The sequence below is a fragment of the Streptomyces sp. NPDC012769 genome (genome assembly GCF_042901205.1).
Lineage (GTDB): Bacteria > Actinomycetota > Actinomycetes > Streptomycetales > Streptomycetaceae > Streptomyces.
Genome location: NZ_JBIBCP010000002.1, coordinates 1,011,836 through 1,027,621, shown reverse-complemented (window position 1 = coordinate 1,027,621; position 15,786 = coordinate 1,011,836). Strand labels below are relative to the sequence as shown.

Genomic DNA, 15,786 nt, shown 5'->3' with positions numbered 1-15,786 from the left:
GGGGCGTGTCGGAGGGGCGCGGGCGGGGTCTCCGCCGTCACGAGGTGGGGTCGAATTCCACCGGCAGCCGGGCGGGGGCGCTGCCGGTCGGTGGGACGTGGAGGGTCTTGAGGGCGAACTCCATGACCTTCTTGTAGATCGGTCCGCAGATCTGTCCGCCGAAGTAGCTGCCCTTGGTGGGGTTCTGGATGGCGCAGTAGACGGTGACGCGGGGCTGGTCGGCGGGGGCGAATCCGGCGAAGGAGGCGGTGTAGCCCTTGTAGCGGCCGAGTTCGGGGTCGACGCGGTTGGCGGTGCCGGTCTTGCCGGCGACCCGGTAGCCGGGGATGGCGGCCCTGGTGCCGGTGCCCGCCTCGTCGTCGACGACCGACTCCAGCATCTGCGCGAGGGTCCTGGCGGTCTTCTCGCTGATGACCCGGGTCTCCTTGGGCGCGGGCGCCGGGGTGAAGCGCCCGTCGGGGCCCTTGGTGCCGCGGACCAGGGTCGGTTCGATGCGTACGCCGCCGTTGGCGATGGTGGAGTAGACGGAGGCGGCCTGCATGGCGTTGACGGACAGGCCCTGGCCGAAGGGGATCGTGTACTGCTGGGAGGTCGACCACGTCTCGGGCCTGGCGAGGATGCCGGGGGTCTCGCCGGGGTAGCCGAGGCCGGTGGGGCTGCCGATGCCGAACTTGCGCAGGTAGTCGTGGAGGACCCGGTTGGACTCGGCCTGGGTGCTCCCGAGCTGGCCGGTGGCCAGGATGGTGCCGATGTTGCTGGACTTGGCGAGGACGCCGTTGAGGGTCAGGTACCAGGTCTTGTGGTCGACGTCGTCCTTGAAGAGCCGGTCGCCGCGGTGGAGCCGGTTGGGGACGACGACATGGGTGTCGGGGGTGGCCTTGCCCTCCTCCAGGACGGCGGCCATGGACATGACCTTGCTGGTGGAGCCGGGTTCGTAGGCGTCCTGGAGGGCCGCGTTGCCCATGGCGGTGGCGTTGGCCTGGGAGAGGTCGTTGGGGTCGAATCCGGGGGCGTTGGCCATGGCGAGGACCTCGCCGGTCCGGGTGTCCTGGACGACGACGTAGCCGCGGTCGGCCCGGGACTTGCGGACCTGCTCGGTGATGGCCTGCTGGGCGGCCCACTGGATGTCCCGGTCGATGGTCAGCTCGATGTCGGAGCCGGGCACGGCCGGGGTGCCCTCGGAACCGGCGGTGGGCACCCGGCGCCCTCCGGACTGGGCGAACCTGATCTTCCCGTCCGTGCCGGCCAGTTCCCGGTCGAGCATGGACTCGATGCCGCCGGCGCCGCGGCCCTCGGCGTTGACGTAGCCCAGTATCCCGGCGGCGAGCTGCCCGTTGGGGTACACGCGCTTGGTGCTGGGCTCGCCGAGGACGCCGCCGAGCAGGTTGATCCCGTTGCCGCCGTTGGCGGGCTTGGCCTTCTGCTCGTAGACCTTCTTCAGGTCCTTGATCTGCTTCCAGACCTGGGGGGTCTGCTTGCGGGCGAGCAGGGTGTAGCGCGACTTGGGGGTGCGCAGCTTTCCGGCGAGCTCCGCGGGGTCCTTCCCGAGGAGCGGGGCGAGCAGCGCGGCGGCCTGCTCGGGGGCGTCCGCGATCTTCGATTCGGCCGGGGTGAAGAGCTTGGGGTCGGCGGTGATGTCGTACGCGTCGACGCTGGCGGCCAGGGCGATCCCGGCCCGGTCGGTGATCTCACCGCGGTCGGCGGAGAGGGTGTACTCCTGGTAGCGGTGCTTCTCCGCCTTGGCGGCGTACGCGCTGGCGTCCACGGCCTGGACCTGGAGCAGCCGCACGACGAAGACCAGCATGACGAGGGTCAGGCCGAGGGAGACCAGGCGCAGCCGGGGCTTGGGGCTGCCGAGCCGGATGGTGCGGGCCTTGGCCGCCGGACGGGGCGCGGGGCGCCGGGGCGGGGCGGGTCGCCGCGCCGCGGGCCGGCCGGAGGCGGCGGGGCGGGGGCGTGCGGGCCGCGCGGGGCCGGGGACGCGGCGGCGCGGGGGCTCCTTGGAGGGCACGGGTCACCTGCCGGAGGTCGTGGGGGCGGTCGCGGTGGGCGTTCCGGGTGTGTGTGTGACCGGGAGCCTGGGCGCGCCGGCCGGTGTGGCGCCCGGTGTGGCGGCAGGGCCGGCCGGCGTGGCGCCAGGGGTGGTGCCCGGCTTCGCGGGCGGTGTCGGCGTGGGGCTGGGCTTGGGCGGGGCGGCCTTGGAGGGCACGCCGAGCACCTTGCCGTCCGGCCCGAGGAAGGCGGGGCTGCCGCCGGGGACCATCCCGAGCTCCCGGGCGCGCCGCTCCAGGGCGTCGGGCGCGGAGTTGTCGTCGACGTCCCGCTGGAGGGCCTGCTCCTCGTCGGTGAGCTCGGTGGTCTTCTTCTTGAGCTCGCTGAGCTCGAACGAGCCCTGGTTGAGGGCCGAGTTGAGCAGCAGGAGGGTGATCAGACCGCCGCCGAGCAGCAGCACGACCAGCAGCACGAAGGGGGTACGGGCGGCGGTGCTGGGTCCCGACGGCATGAGCCTGCCGAGCCGTGCCGCCCTCCCTTTGAGGGGCCCCTTCCGCGTCATGCCGACTCGTCCTCCCTGATCCGCTGCGCACCCCTCAGACGCGCTGGGGCGGCCCGGCGGTTCTCGGCGACCTCCTCCTCCGTGGGGAGTTCGGCGCCGCGGGTGAGGAGCTTCAGACGGGGCTGGTAGCGCTCGGGGACGACCGGCAGACCGGGCGGGGCGGTGTTGGCGGCACCCGCCGCGAACACCTGCTTGACCAGGCGGTCCTCCAGGGAGTGGTACGAGAGGACCGCGATCCGGCCGCCGACGGCGAGGACCTTCACCGCGGCCGGGATCGCGCGCTCCAGGACCGACAGCTCCCCGTTGACCTCGATGCGCAGCGCCTGGAAGGTGCGCTTGGCCGGGTTGCCGCCGGTGCGCTTGGCCGCCTGCGGCAGGGAGTCGCGGATCAGCTCGACCAGGCGCGCGCTGTTGGTGAACGGCTCCTTCTCGCGCTCGCGCACGATCGCGGAGACGATCCGCTTGGCCTGCTTCTCCTCGCCGTAGCTGCGCAGGATGCGGACCAGCTCGCCGGGCGGATAGGTGTTGAGGACCTCGGCCGCGCTGATGCCGGTCGTCTGGTCCATGCGCATGTCGAGCGGGGCGTCCTGCGCGTAGGCGAAGCCGCGGTCGGCCTCGTCCAGCTGCATGGAGGAGACGCCAAGGTCGAACAGGACGCCGTCGACCTTCGGGATGCCGAGCCGTTCCAGGACCTCGGGCAGCTCGTCGTAGACCGCGTGCACCAGGGTCGCGCGGTCGCCGAAGGGGGCGAGCCGCTCGCCGGACAGACGCAGCGCCTCCTTGTCCCGGTCGAGGGCGACGAGCCGCGCCTCCGGGAAGCGCCGCAGGAGCGCCTCGCTGTGCCCGCCGAGACCGAGGGTGCAGTCGACGACGACCGCGCCGGGCTGCTCGAGGGCGGGCGCCAACATGTCCAGGCACCGCTGGAGCATCACCGGGACGTGTCGGTCGTTGCTCAATGCGCCCTCTCAGATCCGGCGGAGACAGGTACCACCGGCGAGCGGAAGGGGCCGAGCCGTGGGTACCGCCGCACTCAACGGGGAGAAACGGCGGAAATCGCTCGATGTCTCCGTGAACTTCGCGCCACTTTAGTCCACGGTCCCCACCGGTCAATCAACCGGCTGGCGCGTCGCGCGCCCCGGCCGGGGGCCGTCGGACGCTTCGCGCGTTTCACCCGGACGGCTCTGGGGCCGTCGTCCGTGGGCCTTACGCACGAGCCGACGGGGCCGCCGCGCGCGATCGATCCGGCCGAACCGGCCGCGTGAGCCGGCGCGGGAAGACGACTCCGGCCCGGCGCAAGCCCACAAACCCCGGCAATTCACCCGCAGTTATCCACAGGCGAGCGGTCGGCAAGTGACACGACCCCGTCACGGCCACAAGAATGCACGGGTGACACCCCCCGGCCGCGACGCCGGGGGCAGGTGTCGGTGCTGCGAAAGGGCCGAGGAGGGCCGGGTGACGACCTATGACGACCGAGCGAGCCTCACAGATCTGACCACGACAGCGGAGCGTGTCCGCAGGTCGGTGGAAGGTGTGATCGAGGGCAAGCCCGAGGTCGTACGGCTTGCGCTGACCGTGCTGCTCGCCGAAGGACATCTCCTCATCGAGGACGTCCCCGGCGTCGGGAAGACGATGCTGGCCAAGACCCTGGCCCGATCCATCGACTGCTCGGTCCGGCGCATCCAGTTCACGCCCGACCTGCTGCCGTCGGACATCACCGGCGTGTCGATCTTCGACCAGCAGCGGCGCGACTTCGAGTTCAAGCCGGGCGCGATCTTCGCCCAGATCGTGATCGGCGACGAGATCAACCGGGCCTCGCCCAAGACCCAGTCCGCGCTCCTGGAGTCCATGGAGGAGCGTCAGGTCACGGTCGACGGCCAGACCTACGAGCTGCCGAGCCCCTTCATGGTGGTCGCCACCCAGAACCCGGTGGAGATGGAGGGCACCTATCCGCTGCCCGAGGCCCAGCGCGACCGCTTCATGGCCCGGGTCTCCATCGGCTATCCGAGCGCCGAGGCCGAGCTGAAGATGCTCGACGTGCACGGCGCGGTGTCCCCGCTGGACGACCTCCAGCCGGTCGCCCACGCCCATGACGTCGTCAAGCTGATCGAGGCGGTGCGCGCCGTGCACGTCGCCGACGCCGTCCGGCGGTACGCGGTCGAGATCGTCGCCGCGACCCGCACCCACCCGGATCTGAGACTCGGCGCCTCCCCGCGCGCCACGCTGCACCTGCTGCGGGCCGCGAAGGCCTCCGCCGCGCTCAGCGGCCGGGAGTACGTGCTGCCCGACGACCTCCAGGCACTCGCCGCTCCGGTGCTCGCCCACCGGCTGCTGCCCACCGCGCAGGCCCAGCTGGGCCGCCGCACCGCCGAGCAGGTCGTCCACGACATCCTCCAGCGGACCCCCGTCCCGGCCACCGCTCCCCCGGCGCCGGCCGTGCCGCCCGCCGGTCCGCTCTACGGCCAGCACCAGCCCGGCGCCCGGCGGCTGTGATGACCACCGCCGCCGCTCCGCAGGGGCCGGCGCAGCCGGGGCACGCCCCCCGGACCGACGCGGGCGGGCACGGGACCGGCAGCGGGTACGGGGACGACGGCGGCCGGGGCAGCCTGCGGGCCGCCCTGGCCGGACTGACCACCCGCGGCCGGTCCTTCCTCGCCGCCGGGGTCGCCGCCGCCGCCTGCGCCTATGTGCTCGGCCAGGGCGATCTGCTGCGCGTCGGGCTGCTGCTCGCCGTGCTGCCGCTGATCTGCGTCGTCGTCCTGCACCGCACCCGCCACCGGGTCGCGGCCGGCCGCCGGCTCGCCCCGCACCGGGTCGAGACCGGCACGGAGGCCCGGGTCCACCTCCGCATGGACAACGTCGCCCGGCTACCCACCGGACTGCTGATGCTCCAGGACCACGTGCCGTACATGCTGGGGCCGCGGCCCCGGTTCGTGCTCGACCGGGTGGAGGCGGGCGGCCGCCGCGAGGTGTCCTACCGGGTCCGCTCCGACCTGCGCGGACGCTTTCCGCTCGGCCCGCTCCAGCTGCGCCTCTGCGACCCCTTCGGGATGTGCGAGCTGACCCGCTCCTTCAGCTCGTACGACACGCTGACCGTCATCCCGCGCACCGAACCGCTGCCGCCCGTGAAGCTCGGCGGCGAGTCCGCGGGGTACGGGGAGGGACAGCAGCGGTCCCTCGCGCTCGCCGGGGACGACGACATCATCCCGCGCGCCTACCGGCACGGCGACGACCTGCGCCGGGTCCACTGGCGCTCCACCGCACGCTACGGCGAGCTGATGGTGCGCCGCGAGGAGCAGCCGCAGCGCGCCCGCTGCACGGTGCTCCTGGACACCCGTGAGATCGCCTACGAGGGCAGCGGGCCCGACTCGGCCTTCGAATGGGCCGTCTCGGGGGCCGCCTCGGTCCTCACCCACATGCTGGAGCGCGGCTACGCGGTGCGGCTGCTCACCGACACCGGCAGCGGCGTGCCCGGCGAGGGCTCCGACGGCTTCACCGGGGGCGGCGGCCAGGACTCCGCCGACACCGCGGGCCTGATGATGGACACCCTCGCGGTCGTCGACCACTCGGAGGGGGCCGGGCTCTCCCGCGCCCACGACGTGCTGCGCGGCGGGCACGAGGGTCTGCTCGTCGCCTTCCTCGGCGATCTCGACGAGGAGCAGGCCGCGCTCGCGGCCCGCATGCGGCAGCGCGGCGGCGCGGCGGTCGCCTTCGTGCTGGACTCCGGGACCTGGCTGACCGGCGGCGCCGTCGCCGGGGCCGTGGAGGACCGTCTGCGGCGACTGCGGGAAGCGGGGTGGCAGGCGTTCGCCGTGACCCCCGGCACCCGGCTCGCCGATCTGTGGCAGCAGGCCGGCGGGGCGTCGCACGAGGCGCCCGCGGCCGACACGTACGGAGGTTGGTCATGAGCGGGCGCGCGCGGCTGACGCTCGCGGCCTTCGGTGCGACGCTGACGGCGTCCGCCGCGCTGCTGCCGCTGGTGAAGCCGGCGACCTGGATCTTCACGGCGGCGATCCTGCTGGGGCTGCAGAGCGCGGTCGGCACGGCGACCCGGCGGGTGCCGCTCGCCCGCCCGCTCACGATCGCCGCCCAGGCGGCCGTCACGCTGCTCGTGCTGACCGTGGTGTTCGCCCACGAGCAGGCGATCCTGTTCGTGCTGCCCGGACCCGACGTGTTCGCCGCCTTCGGGGCACTGTTCGAAGCGGGCGTGGACGACGTCGGCACGTACGCGATCCCGGCGCCGAACACGCCCGGCATCCGGCTGCTCCTGGTCACCGGCGTCGCGGTGATCGGGCTCCTGGTGGACGCGCTCGCGGTCACCTTCCGCAACGCGGCCCCGGCGGGCCTGCCGCTGCTGGCGCTGTACTCGGTGGCCGCGGGGCTCTCCGGCGGCGGCGCGGGCGGGCTGTACTTCCTGCTCGCCGCCGGCGGCTATCTGCTGCTGCTCCTGGCGGAGGGCCGGGACCGGCTGTCCCAGTGGGGCCGGGTCTTCGGCGGCGCCCAGCGCTCCGGCCGGCCCGGGTCCGCGGCCGGCGAGGGCGGTCCGGCGTTCGCGCCGGTGCGCACCGGCCGGCGGATCGGCGCGGCCGCCCTGGGCATCGCGCTGGTGGTGCCGTTCGCGCTGCCCGGTCTCGACGGGGGCTTCCTCGGCCAGTCCGGCGACGGCGAGGGATCCGACGGCCAGGGCGGCACCATCTCGGCGGTGAACCCGCTGGTGTCGCTCCAGGACAACCTGCGTCAGCCGAAGGACCGCGAGGTCCTGCGCTACCGCACCAACGCGGAGAGCACCGGCAACCTGTATCTGCGGCTCGTCGCCCTCGACCAGTTCGACGGCACCGCCTGGAAGTCCTCCGTCCGTCCGATCCAGGACGTGCCCGAGGACCTGCCCTGGCCGGACGGCCTCGCGCAGGACGTCCGCGCCCCGCAGGTCACCACCAACTTCGTCGCCTCCCCGGCGTACAACCAGAAGTGGCTGCCGATGCCGTACCCGGCGTCGAAGGTCTCCATCAGCGGCAACTGGCGCTACGAGCCGGCCGGCCGGATGCTGGTCGGCGACGGCCAGGACACGCGGGGCGCCCGCTACACGGTGACCAGCCTGGACGTGCGGCCGACCGGCGAGCAGCTGGCGGGGTCCCCGGCCGCCCCGGACAAGCTGCGCCGCGAGTACACGAGGGTCCCGGCGACCCTGCCGGCCGAGGTCAGGTCGACGGCCCTGGACGTCACCCGCGGGGCGCGCAACGACTACGAGCGCGCGGTGCGGCTGCAGGACTGGTTCGCCGACGACGGCGGCTTCCGCTATGACGTGAACGCCGATTCGGGCACCGGCGTGCAGGCGATCAGCCGCTTCCTGAAGGACAAGAAGGGCTTCTGCGTCCACTTCTCCTTCTCGATGGCCGCGATGGCCCGCTCGCTGGGCATCCCGGCCCGGGTCGCGGTCGGCTTCATGCCCGGCACGCCGCAGTCCGACGGCTCCGTCTCGGTCGGCATCCGGGACGCGCACGCGTGGCCCGAGCTGTACTTCGAGGGGGCAGGCTGGACCCGTTTCGAGCCGACGCCCTCGCGGGGCACCGCGCCGGACTACACCCGCGAACAGTCGGCGGGCGGAGCGGCGACGCCGTCGGCGCAGCCCTCGACCGGCGCGTCTGCCCAGCCCTCGGCGGTGCCGAGTGCCTCGGAGAGCTGCCCGCCGCAGCAGAAGCGGCTGGGCGAGTGCGGACAGGACCAGGCCGCCGCCGGTGCGTCGAAGGACGACGCCGGCTGGTTCGCCGGGCTGGGCATCATGGGCCTCGCGGTGGGCCTGGGCATCCTGCTGGTGGCCTTCCTCGCGCTGCTGCCCCTGCTGTGGCGGACGCAGACGCGGTCGCGGCGGCTCGGACCGGCGGCCGACCCGGTCAGCCGGGTCCTGGCGGTGTGGGAGGAGATCAACGACACGGCCTGGGACTACGGGGTGGCCCCGGACGAGTCGCAGACGCCCCGCAGGACGGCGGCGCGGATGGTCCGCCTGGGCGAGCTGCCGCCGGACGCGGCGGACGCGGCGCACCGGGTGGCGCGGGCGGTCGAGGAGGCCCTCTACGCCCCGCGTCCCCGTCCGGCCACCGGCCTGACGGAGCACGCGCACACGGTCCTTCGTGGCTTCCACGGGTCGGCCTCCCGCGCGACCCGCCTGCGCGCGCTGCTGGTTCCGCGCTCGTTGGCGCGGGTGGTGTGGGCGGCTCATGACGGCTGGTCCGCGACCCGGGACAGGCTCCGGACGAGGACCGCTCCCCTGGTCCGCGCGCTGACCAGGAGCCCGTCGTAGGCGGGGTTGTCGGAGACGAACGTGGGCCCGCACCGGGAGGTGCGGGCCCACGTTGGTTCAGGGGGTGAGTGGAGCGAGGGGGCTCAGTGGTGGCCGCCGCCCTGCTGTTCGTCGCGGCGGCGCTGCCACCGCTCTTCGATGCGGGTCATCATCGAGCGTCGCTGCCGGGTCTGACGACCGTGACCGGCCGTCGCTCCCGTCGCTTGTTCGCCCGGCTTGGGCGCCTTGCGCCATCCGGTGACCGCCAGGACCGCGCAGCCCAGCATGACGAGGAACCCCACCACGCTGATCCAGATCTGCTGAGCGACCATTCCGGCCATGAGGAGCGCGATACCCACCAGGAAGCCGGCGACTGCCTGGTAGACCCGTCGCCGGGTGTACGTACGCAGTCCGCTTCCCTCGAGCGCTGTCGCGAACTTGGGATCTTCGGCGTACAGCGCTCGCTCCATCTGCTCGAGCATTCGCTGCTCGTGCTCCGAGAGCGGCACGGAGTCCTCCTAGTCGTCGGTCGCGGGGGCGACCGGTTTGCGGCCCTTTCAGGATAGGCAGGGAATCGCCCCCGTGAAACCCGCCCTCAATGCCAAATCGCCAATCCGGGCCGCCATGCGGTTCGGATGCTGAGGCGTTGATTCCCCAGCCCCCTGCCCGTCATGCCGGATCGTGTCCCCCGATCATACGGCGACATGTCCCCGATCGGGCGGGCTGTGGCGTACTCCATCTGCGGCTGCGTCGCTGCTCAGCGGGCACAGCGGTGCCCCCCGGCCGGAGCTTGGGGGCACCGCCGTGCGGGTGTCGTCAGGCGGGCTTCTCGCCCAGGACGTGCAGCTGGGTCGCGATGGCGTGGAAGGAGGGCAGTTCCGCCGCCGCGGCTTCGAGGCGGAGCAGGGCGTCGGCGGCGCCCGGTTCGGTGTCGACGAGGACGCCGGGGACCAGGTCGGCGAAGACCCGCACGCCGTGGACGGCGCCGACGGCGAGGCCGGCCTCGGTGGCGAGTTCGGTGAGCTGCTCGGCGGTGAAGCGCCGGGGCACGGGGTCGCCGGCGCCCCAGCGGCCGGCCGGGTCGCTCAGCGCGTGCCGGGCCTCGGTGAAGTGGCCGGCGAGGGCGCGGGCCAGGACGGCGCCGCCGAGCCCGGCGGCGAGCAGGCTGAGGCTGCCGCCGGAGCGCAGCGCGGCGACCGCGTTGCGCACGCCTTCGGCCGGGTCGTCCACGTACTCCAGGACGCCGTGGCACAGGACGGTGTCGAAGCGCTCGCGCTCGACGACGTCGAACAGTCCGCGGATGTCGCCCTGCACTCCCTGGACCCGGTCGGCGACGCCCGCCTCGGCGGCCCGCCGCTCCAGGGCGAACAGCGCGTTGGGGCTGGGGTCGACGACGGTGACCCGGTGGCCGAGACGGGCCACCGGGACCGCGAAGTTGCCGGAGCCGCCGCCGGTGTCGAGGACATCGAGGCTGTCGGTCCCGGTGGCCTTGACCCGGCGGTCGAGGGCGTCTTTGAGGACGTCCCAGACGACGGCGGTGCGCAGGGAGGCGCGCGACGGGCGCGAGGTCGCCTCTCGACCGGAGACAGGGGAAGGGTCCGACACGGCTGTTGACTCCTCGGTGACGGGTGCGAACGCTCCCACCCTATGGCCTCGGGCCGATTCCCCCGATCATCCCGTGGCCTCCTCTGCGCCCGGCTGGCGCGGCAGCACCGGCTGGAGGACGAGCAGACGCTCGACCAGGCGCAGGAACACGGCGGCGTCCCTGAGCAGGTCGTCGGCGTCCCGCGCGGTGGCGGCGCCGGTGATCCCGGCCTCGGCGCGGGCCCGGCGCTCGGCGCCGGAGGCGAAGAGGGCGCTCCACTCGGTCAGCTCGGGCGCTATCTCGGGCAGCACGTCCCAGGTGCTGCGGATGCGGGCCCGCTTGCGGGGGTCGCGCTCGGGCCTGCCCCGGGCGGCGAGCACGGCGGCGGCGGTGCGCAGGGCGGCGAGGTGGGCGGTGGCGTACCGCTCGTGGGGCATGTCGAGCGCGGCGGCCTCGTCGATTCCGGCCCTGGCCTTGGCGAGCAGGTCGAGAGCGGCGGGCGGTGCCGAGGTGCGGCGCAGGACCGGGTGGATGTCGGACGCGGGTCCGAGCTGGGAGGGGGCGGCGGGGCGACTGGTACGGCGCCGGGGTGTGGCTGCGGCGGAGTGGCCGGCCATGACGAGCCTCCTGTCGTCGGGTGACGGCGCTGTGGCCGTATGTGTTCATCGTGCCCGCCCCCACTGACAATCGCGCTGACCTGGGTTTTTGCCTCCAGGCGGTCACAGCGGTAAGTTTTTGCACTGACTGGTCAGTTCAAAAGAGGGGGGATCGTGGAAGCGCACCCGGACGAGCCGCACGGCGCCGCCGTCGTCGCGGAGGGATTCGGCCTGAAGGGCCCACGCGGCTGGGCGTTCCGCGGCGTGGACCTCGAGGCGGCGCCCGGCACCCTCGTCGCGATCGAGGGCCCTTCCGGCTCCGGCCGCACCTGTCTGCTGCTCGCCCTCGCCGGCCGCATGAAGGCCCACGAGGGCCACGCCGAGGTCGCCGGGCTCCGGCTGCCCCGCAAGATGGCGGCGGTCCGCCGGATCAGCGCCCTGGGCCCGGTGCCCGGTGTCAGCGACCTCGATCCGGCCCTCACCGTCGCCGAGCACCTGCGCGAGCGGGCCCTGCTCCAGCGCCGCTTCGACGGCTCGCTCAAGGCCCTGCTGCGCCCGCCCTCCGAGCGCGCCGCCGCCGCGCGGGCCCGTATCGACGAGGCGCTGACGGCCGCCGGCCTGGACGTGGACGCGCTGCCGAAGGGCGAGCGCACGGCCGTACGGGACCTGGAGCGCCTGGAGGCGCTGCGCCTGTCCCTCGCCCTGGCCCTCATCGGGCGGCCGAGGCTGCTCGCCCTGGACGACGCCGACCTGAAGTTGTCGGACGCCGACCGCGCCGAGGCCTGGGCCCTGCTGCGGTCGGTCGCCGCGGCCGGCACCACCGTCCTCGCCGTGTGCAGCGAGGCCCCCGAGGGCGCCCTGCGGATCTCCACGGCCGGCGGCGACCGGGACGAGCCCGCCCGCCCCGCCGCCCCGGCGGCGACGGACGACGACACGGCGGACGACGACACGGCGGACGACGACACGGCGGATGGCGCCTCCGACACCGCCGCGGACGCCGACACGAGCGACACGAAGCCCCGGACGCAGACGGACACGAAGACCGAGAACGCCGAGAACACCGAGAAGACCGAGACCAAGACCGAGAAGGGGGAGACCGATGCGCTCGCCTAGGCTGGCCGCGCTCGAGCTGAAGCGGTTCGGCAGGGGGAAGCTGCCGCGGGCCGCGCTCGTCGCCATCCTGCTGCTGCCGCTGCTGTACGGCGCGCTGTACCTGTGGTCGTTCTGGGACCCGTACAGCAGGCTCGACCGGATCCCCGTCGCCCTCGTCAACGAGGACCGCGGCGCCACCGCCGACGGGAAGAGGATCACCGCGGGCGCCGACATCACCGAGAGCCTGCGCGAGAGCGCCGTCTTCGAGTGGCACGAGGTGAGCGACGCGCAGGCGCGCGAGGGCGTCGAGGACGGCACGTACTACCTGTCCCTGACCATGCCGTCCGACTTCAGCGAGCGGATCGCCTCCAGCTCCGGCGACTCCCCCGAGACCGGCGCCCTGAGGGTCCGGACGAACGACGCCAACAACTACATCGTCGGCCAGATCTCCCGCACGGTCTTCTCCGAGGTGCGCACCGCCGCCTCCACCAAGTCCTCGCGCACCTTCCTGGACAAGATCTTCATCTCCTTCTCCGACCTCCACGACGCCACCGAGGAGGCCGCCAAGGGCGCGGGCGACCTCAAGGAGGGCGTCGACAAGGCGAAGGCGGGCTCCAAGAGCCTCGCCGACGGCCTCAAGGACGCCAAGAAGGGCAGCGGCGAACTGGCCTCGGGCATCAAGAAGCTCGACAAGGGCGCCAAGGACCTGGAGGTCGGCTCCCGGAAGGTCGCCGACGGCACCCAGCAGCTCGCCGACAAGGTCAACGGCACGGCCGACAAGGTCCGCCCCTACCTGGCGAACAACGGCAAGTCCATCCGCGACACCGCCCGGCTGGTCTCCGACTCGACCACCGCCGTCCGGAACAACCTGGACGACCTCGTACGCCGTGCCCCGATCGCCCGCAGCGCCGCCCACAAGGCCGACGAGGAGCTTTCCGCGTACTACCGCGAGCACTGCACGACCGGCCTCGATCCGCTGAAGGACACCAAGGGCTGCGAGCTCCTCAGGAAGGCCTCGGTCAGCGCCGACGACGTCGCGAAAATCGCCGACGACCTGCACGAGCTGACCAAGGACAGCACCGGCGACCTGAAGACCCTCGACGCCCGGCTCGCCAAGCTCAAGAAGGACGCCGACGAGCTCGCCCGGCGCTCCCCTCGCCTGGACGAGGACATCGCGGGCGCCATCAAGAAGATCAACGAGCTCAACAAGGGCGCCCAGCAGGTCGCCGACGGCGCCGACCGGCTGCACACCGGCCTCACCAGCGCCCGCGGCGGCTCGGCCGGCCTGGACACCGGTGTCGGCAAGCTGAAGAAGGGCGCGGGCGACCTCGACGGCGGTCTGTTCAAGCTGGCCGACGGCTCGGGCGAGCTGGCCACCGGGCTCAGCGACGGCGTGAAGAAGATCCCCGACTACGACAAGAACGACCGCGACCGCCGCACCGAGGTGATGGCCGACCCGGTCAAGCTCGCCGCGCAGTCCATGCACAAGGCGCCCAACTACGGGACCGGTTTCGCCCCGTACTTCATCCCGCTGTCCCTCTGGGTCGGCGCGATGGTCGCGTACATGATCATCCAGCCGCTCAACCGCCGTGCCCTCGCCGCCGGCGCCTCCGCCTGGCGGATCGCGCTCGCGGGCTGGCTCCCGGTCGCCGCGATCGGCGTCGCCCAGGTGGCCGCGCTGATGTCGGTGCTCCACTGGGGCCTCGGCCTGCAGATGGCCAGGGCCGCCGGCACCGTCGGCTTCCTGGTCCTGGTGACCTGCTGCTTCGCCGCCATCATCCAGTGGCTCAACGCCAAGTTCGGCGCGGCGGGACGCATCCTGGTGCTCGCGGTGCTGATGCTCCAGCTGACCTCGGCGGGCGGCACCTACCCCGTGCAGACCAGCCCCGGCTTCTTCAACGCGATCCACCCCTACCTGCCCATGACGTACGTGGTCGAGGCGCTGCGCCGGCTCATCACGGGCGGCGGGATCGGGCCGGTGTGGCAGGCGTGCGCCGTCCTCACGGCCTTCACGGTGGGCGCGCTCGCGCTGACCGCGCTCTCCGCCCGTCAGAAGCAGGTGTGGACGCTGGACCGGCTTCACCCCGAACTGTCCCTGTGAGCCCCGTGGCGACCGGCGGACCTGTGAGAATCGACCCCATGGACAGCAGCAGCACCAGACGGCAGGCCACCCGCGCCAAGCTCTACGAAGCGGCCGTCACCCTCATCGCGGAGCAGGGCTTCTCGGCGACGACGGTCGACGAGATCGCCGAGCGGGCGGGCGTGGCCAAGGGCACGGTCTACTACAACTTCAAGAGCAAGACCGAGCTCTTCGAGGAGCTGCTGAGGCACGGGGTCGCCCTCCTCACCGCCTCCCTGCGGGCGGCGGCCGAGGAGACCGCCGGGCGCGGCGGCACCCGGGTCGAGGCGCTGGACGCGATGATCCGGGCCGGTCTCGTCTTCATCGACCGCTACCCGGCCTTCACGCAGCTGTACGTGGCCGAGCTCTGGCGCACCGGACGGGCCTGGAACTCGACCCTCCTGGTGGTCCGTCAGGAGGCCGTCGCCGTGGTGGAGGGCGTGCTGCGCGAGGGCGTGGCGGCCGGTGAGCTGAGCGACGAGATCGACGTGCAGCTGACGGCGTCCGCCCTGGTCGGCATGGTCCTGGTGGCCGCGCTGGACTGGCAGGCCTTCCAGAGCGAGCGCTCCCTGGACGACGTGCACGCCGCGCTCTCCCGGCTGCTCCACGGGCGCGTCGGCGGCTGCTAGCGCGGCGGGCACGGCCCGCGACGAAACGAAAGACGAAACGAAAGGCGCCGGTCCGGCGAGGCTCGATCCCCCCGAGCCTCGCCGGACCGGCGCTTCTTTCGGTCCCCCCGTGTTCCCCCGGGTCTCCCCGTGTTCCCCCGTGTCCCCCGTACCGGCAGGCGCGCGGCCCCGTTCCGCCGCCCCGTGCCGGCGGTCCGGAGCCGCGCTCCTTCCGTGCGGTCCACTCTCCCCTCCTCACAGGTCACGGCCCATCCGCGTCCCTACTCATCTCTCCCCCTAGGTACGGATACTCAGAGCTGGCTACGATCGCGGACGTGTCCGTACTCCCCCTGGTCTTCACGAGCGGCTGGGCGAGCGGGATCAACGCGTACGCGGTGATCCTGCTGCTCGGCGTCTTCGGCGCCACCGGTCTCACCGACGAGGTGCCCGAGGCGCTGCAACGGCCCGACGTCCTGATCGCCGCCGGAGTGCTGTTCCTGTGCGAGGCGGTCGCGGACAAGATCCCGTACGTCGACAACGTGTGGGACTCCGTCCACACGGTGATCCGGCCGCTCAGCGGGGCGGTGGTCGCCGCGCTGCTCGCCGGGCAGTCGGGTTCACTGCCCGAGCTGGCGGCGGGCGCGGTCGGCGGCTCGACGGCCCTGATGAGCCACTTCGTCAAGGCCGGGACGCGGATGGCGATCAACACCTCGCCGGAACCCTTCTCCAACATCGCCGTGTCCGTGGCGGAGGACCTCGGGGTCGCCGGAGTCGTCACCTTCGCGATCTTCCATCCGGTCGCGGCGGCCGTCATCGCGGCCGTGCTGCTCGTCGGAGGCCTGGTGACCCTGGCCTTCCTCGCCCACCGCATCCGCCGCTTCTGGCGGCGCCGGGCGCAGCGCCGCGAGGAGCGGCGGATGGCGGCGGCCGGCCGGCCACCTTCCGGCTGAGTCGTCGG

13 protein-coding genes are annotated in these 15,786 nt (G+C 73.3%); 7 read left to right on the top strand and 6 right to left on the bottom strand.

Annotated features, from left to right (window positions below):
* Nucleotides 1-37: 37 nt before the first annotated feature.
* The 3 genes from ACFY7C_RS13725 to rsmH are packed head-to-tail and all read right to left on the bottom strand — an operon-like array spanning nt 38 to nt 3,510.
* Complete coding sequence (locus ACFY7C_RS13725) at nt 38-2,011, bottom strand: peptidoglycan D,D-transpeptidase FtsI family protein (RefSeq protein ID WP_389648582.1); 1,974 nt, start codon at nt 2,009-2,011, stop codon at nt 38-40.
* Nucleotides 2,012-2,014: 3 nt separating this feature from the next.
* Nucleotides 2,015-2,554, bottom strand: a complete 540-nt coding sequence (locus tag ACFY7C_RS13720; RefSeq protein ID WP_389648580.1) for a septum formation initiator family protein — start codon at nt 2,552-2,554, stop codon at nt 2,015-2,017.
* Nucleotides 2,551-3,510, bottom strand: a complete 960-nt coding sequence (gene rsmH / locus ACFY7C_RS13715) for a 16S rRNA (cytosine(1402)-N(4))-methyltransferase RsmH (RefSeq protein ID WP_389648578.1) — start codon at nt 3,508-3,510, stop codon at nt 2,551-2,553. The genes ACFY7C_RS13720 and rsmH overlap by 4 nt, the downstream gene beginning before the upstream one ends.
* 496 nt (nt 3,511-4,006) lie before the next feature.
* Here rsmH and ACFY7C_RS13710 point away from each other — a divergent pair, with 496 nt between their 5' ends.
* Genes ACFY7C_RS13710 through ACFY7C_RS13700 form a run of 3 tightly spaced genes read left to right on the top strand, consistent with a single transcriptional unit; the run spans nt 4,007 to nt 8,849 of the window.
* Complete coding sequence (locus ACFY7C_RS13710) at nt 4,007-5,044, top strand: AAA family ATPase (RefSeq protein WP_389648575.1); 1,038 nt, start codon at nt 4,007-4,009, stop codon at nt 5,042-5,044.
* Entirely contained in the window at nt 5,044-6,459 is a 1,416-nt protein-coding gene (locus ACFY7C_RS13705; RefSeq protein ID WP_389648572.1) for a DUF58 domain-containing protein, read from the top strand. Before ACFY7C_RS13710 ends, ACFY7C_RS13705 begins: the two co-directional genes overlap by 1 nt.
* A complete protein-coding gene (locus ACFY7C_RS13700) occupies nt 6,456-8,849 on the top strand; it encodes a DUF3488 and DUF4129 domain-containing transglutaminase family protein (RefSeq protein WP_389648569.1) in 2,394 nt (797 codons plus the stop codon). The genes ACFY7C_RS13705 and ACFY7C_RS13700 overlap by 4 nt, the downstream gene beginning before the upstream one ends.
* 83 nt (nt 8,850-8,932) lie before the next feature.
* Here the strand turns inward: ACFY7C_RS13700 and ACFY7C_RS13695 are convergent, their stop codons facing one another.
* The 3 genes from ACFY7C_RS13695 to ACFY7C_RS13685 all read right to left on the bottom strand — a co-directional run bounded on the left by ACFY7C_RS13695 (nt 8,933) and on the right by ACFY7C_RS13685 (nt 11,030).
* A complete protein-coding gene (locus tag ACFY7C_RS13695; protein ID WP_389648566.1) occupies nt 8,933-9,337 on the bottom strand; it encodes a DUF3040 domain-containing protein in 405 nt (134 codons plus the stop codon).
* Between the two features lie 307 nt (nt 9,338-9,644).
* Entirely contained in the window at nt 9,645-10,433 is a 789-nt protein-coding gene (locus ACFY7C_RS13690; protein WP_389648564.1) for a class I SAM-dependent methyltransferase, read from the bottom strand.
* 66 nt (nt 10,434-10,499) lie between these two features.
* Nucleotides 10,500-11,030, bottom strand: a complete 531-nt coding sequence (locus ACFY7C_RS13685) for an SAV_6107 family HEPN domain-containing protein (RefSeq protein ID WP_389648561.1) — start codon at nt 11,028-11,030, stop codon at nt 10,500-10,502.
* A gap of 153 nt (nt 11,031-11,183) precedes the next feature.
* Between ACFY7C_RS13685 and ACFY7C_RS13680 the strand changes: the two genes are divergently transcribed.
* The 4 genes from ACFY7C_RS13680 to ACFY7C_RS13665 all read left to right on the top strand — a co-directional run bounded on the left by ACFY7C_RS13680 (nt 11,184) and on the right by ACFY7C_RS13665 (nt 15,778).
* On the top strand, nt 11,184-12,122 hold the full coding sequence (locus ACFY7C_RS13680; protein WP_389648559.1) for an ATP-binding cassette domain-containing protein: 939 nt from the start codon (nt 11,184-11,186) through the stop codon (nt 12,120-12,122).
* Nucleotides 12,109-14,202 (top strand): YhgE/Pip family protein, encoded by a 2,094-nt coding sequence (locus tag ACFY7C_RS13675; protein ID WP_389648556.1) that lies wholly within the window; start codon nt 12,109-12,111, stop codon nt 14,200-14,202. The genes ACFY7C_RS13680 and ACFY7C_RS13675 overlap by 14 nt, the downstream gene beginning before the upstream one ends.
* 38 nt (nt 14,203-14,240) lie before the next feature.
* Nucleotides 14,241-14,849 (top strand): TetR/AcrR family transcriptional regulator, encoded by a 609-nt coding sequence (locus ACFY7C_RS13670; RefSeq protein WP_389648553.1) that lies wholly within the window; start codon nt 14,241-14,243, stop codon nt 14,847-14,849.
* Nucleotides 14,850-15,163: 314 nt separating this feature from the next.
* On the top strand, nt 15,164-15,778 hold the full coding sequence (locus tag ACFY7C_RS13665; RefSeq protein WP_389648550.1) for a DUF4126 domain-containing protein: 615 nt from the start codon (nt 15,164-15,166) through the stop codon (nt 15,776-15,778).
* The last annotated feature ends 8 nt before the right edge of the window (nt 15,779-15,786 follow it).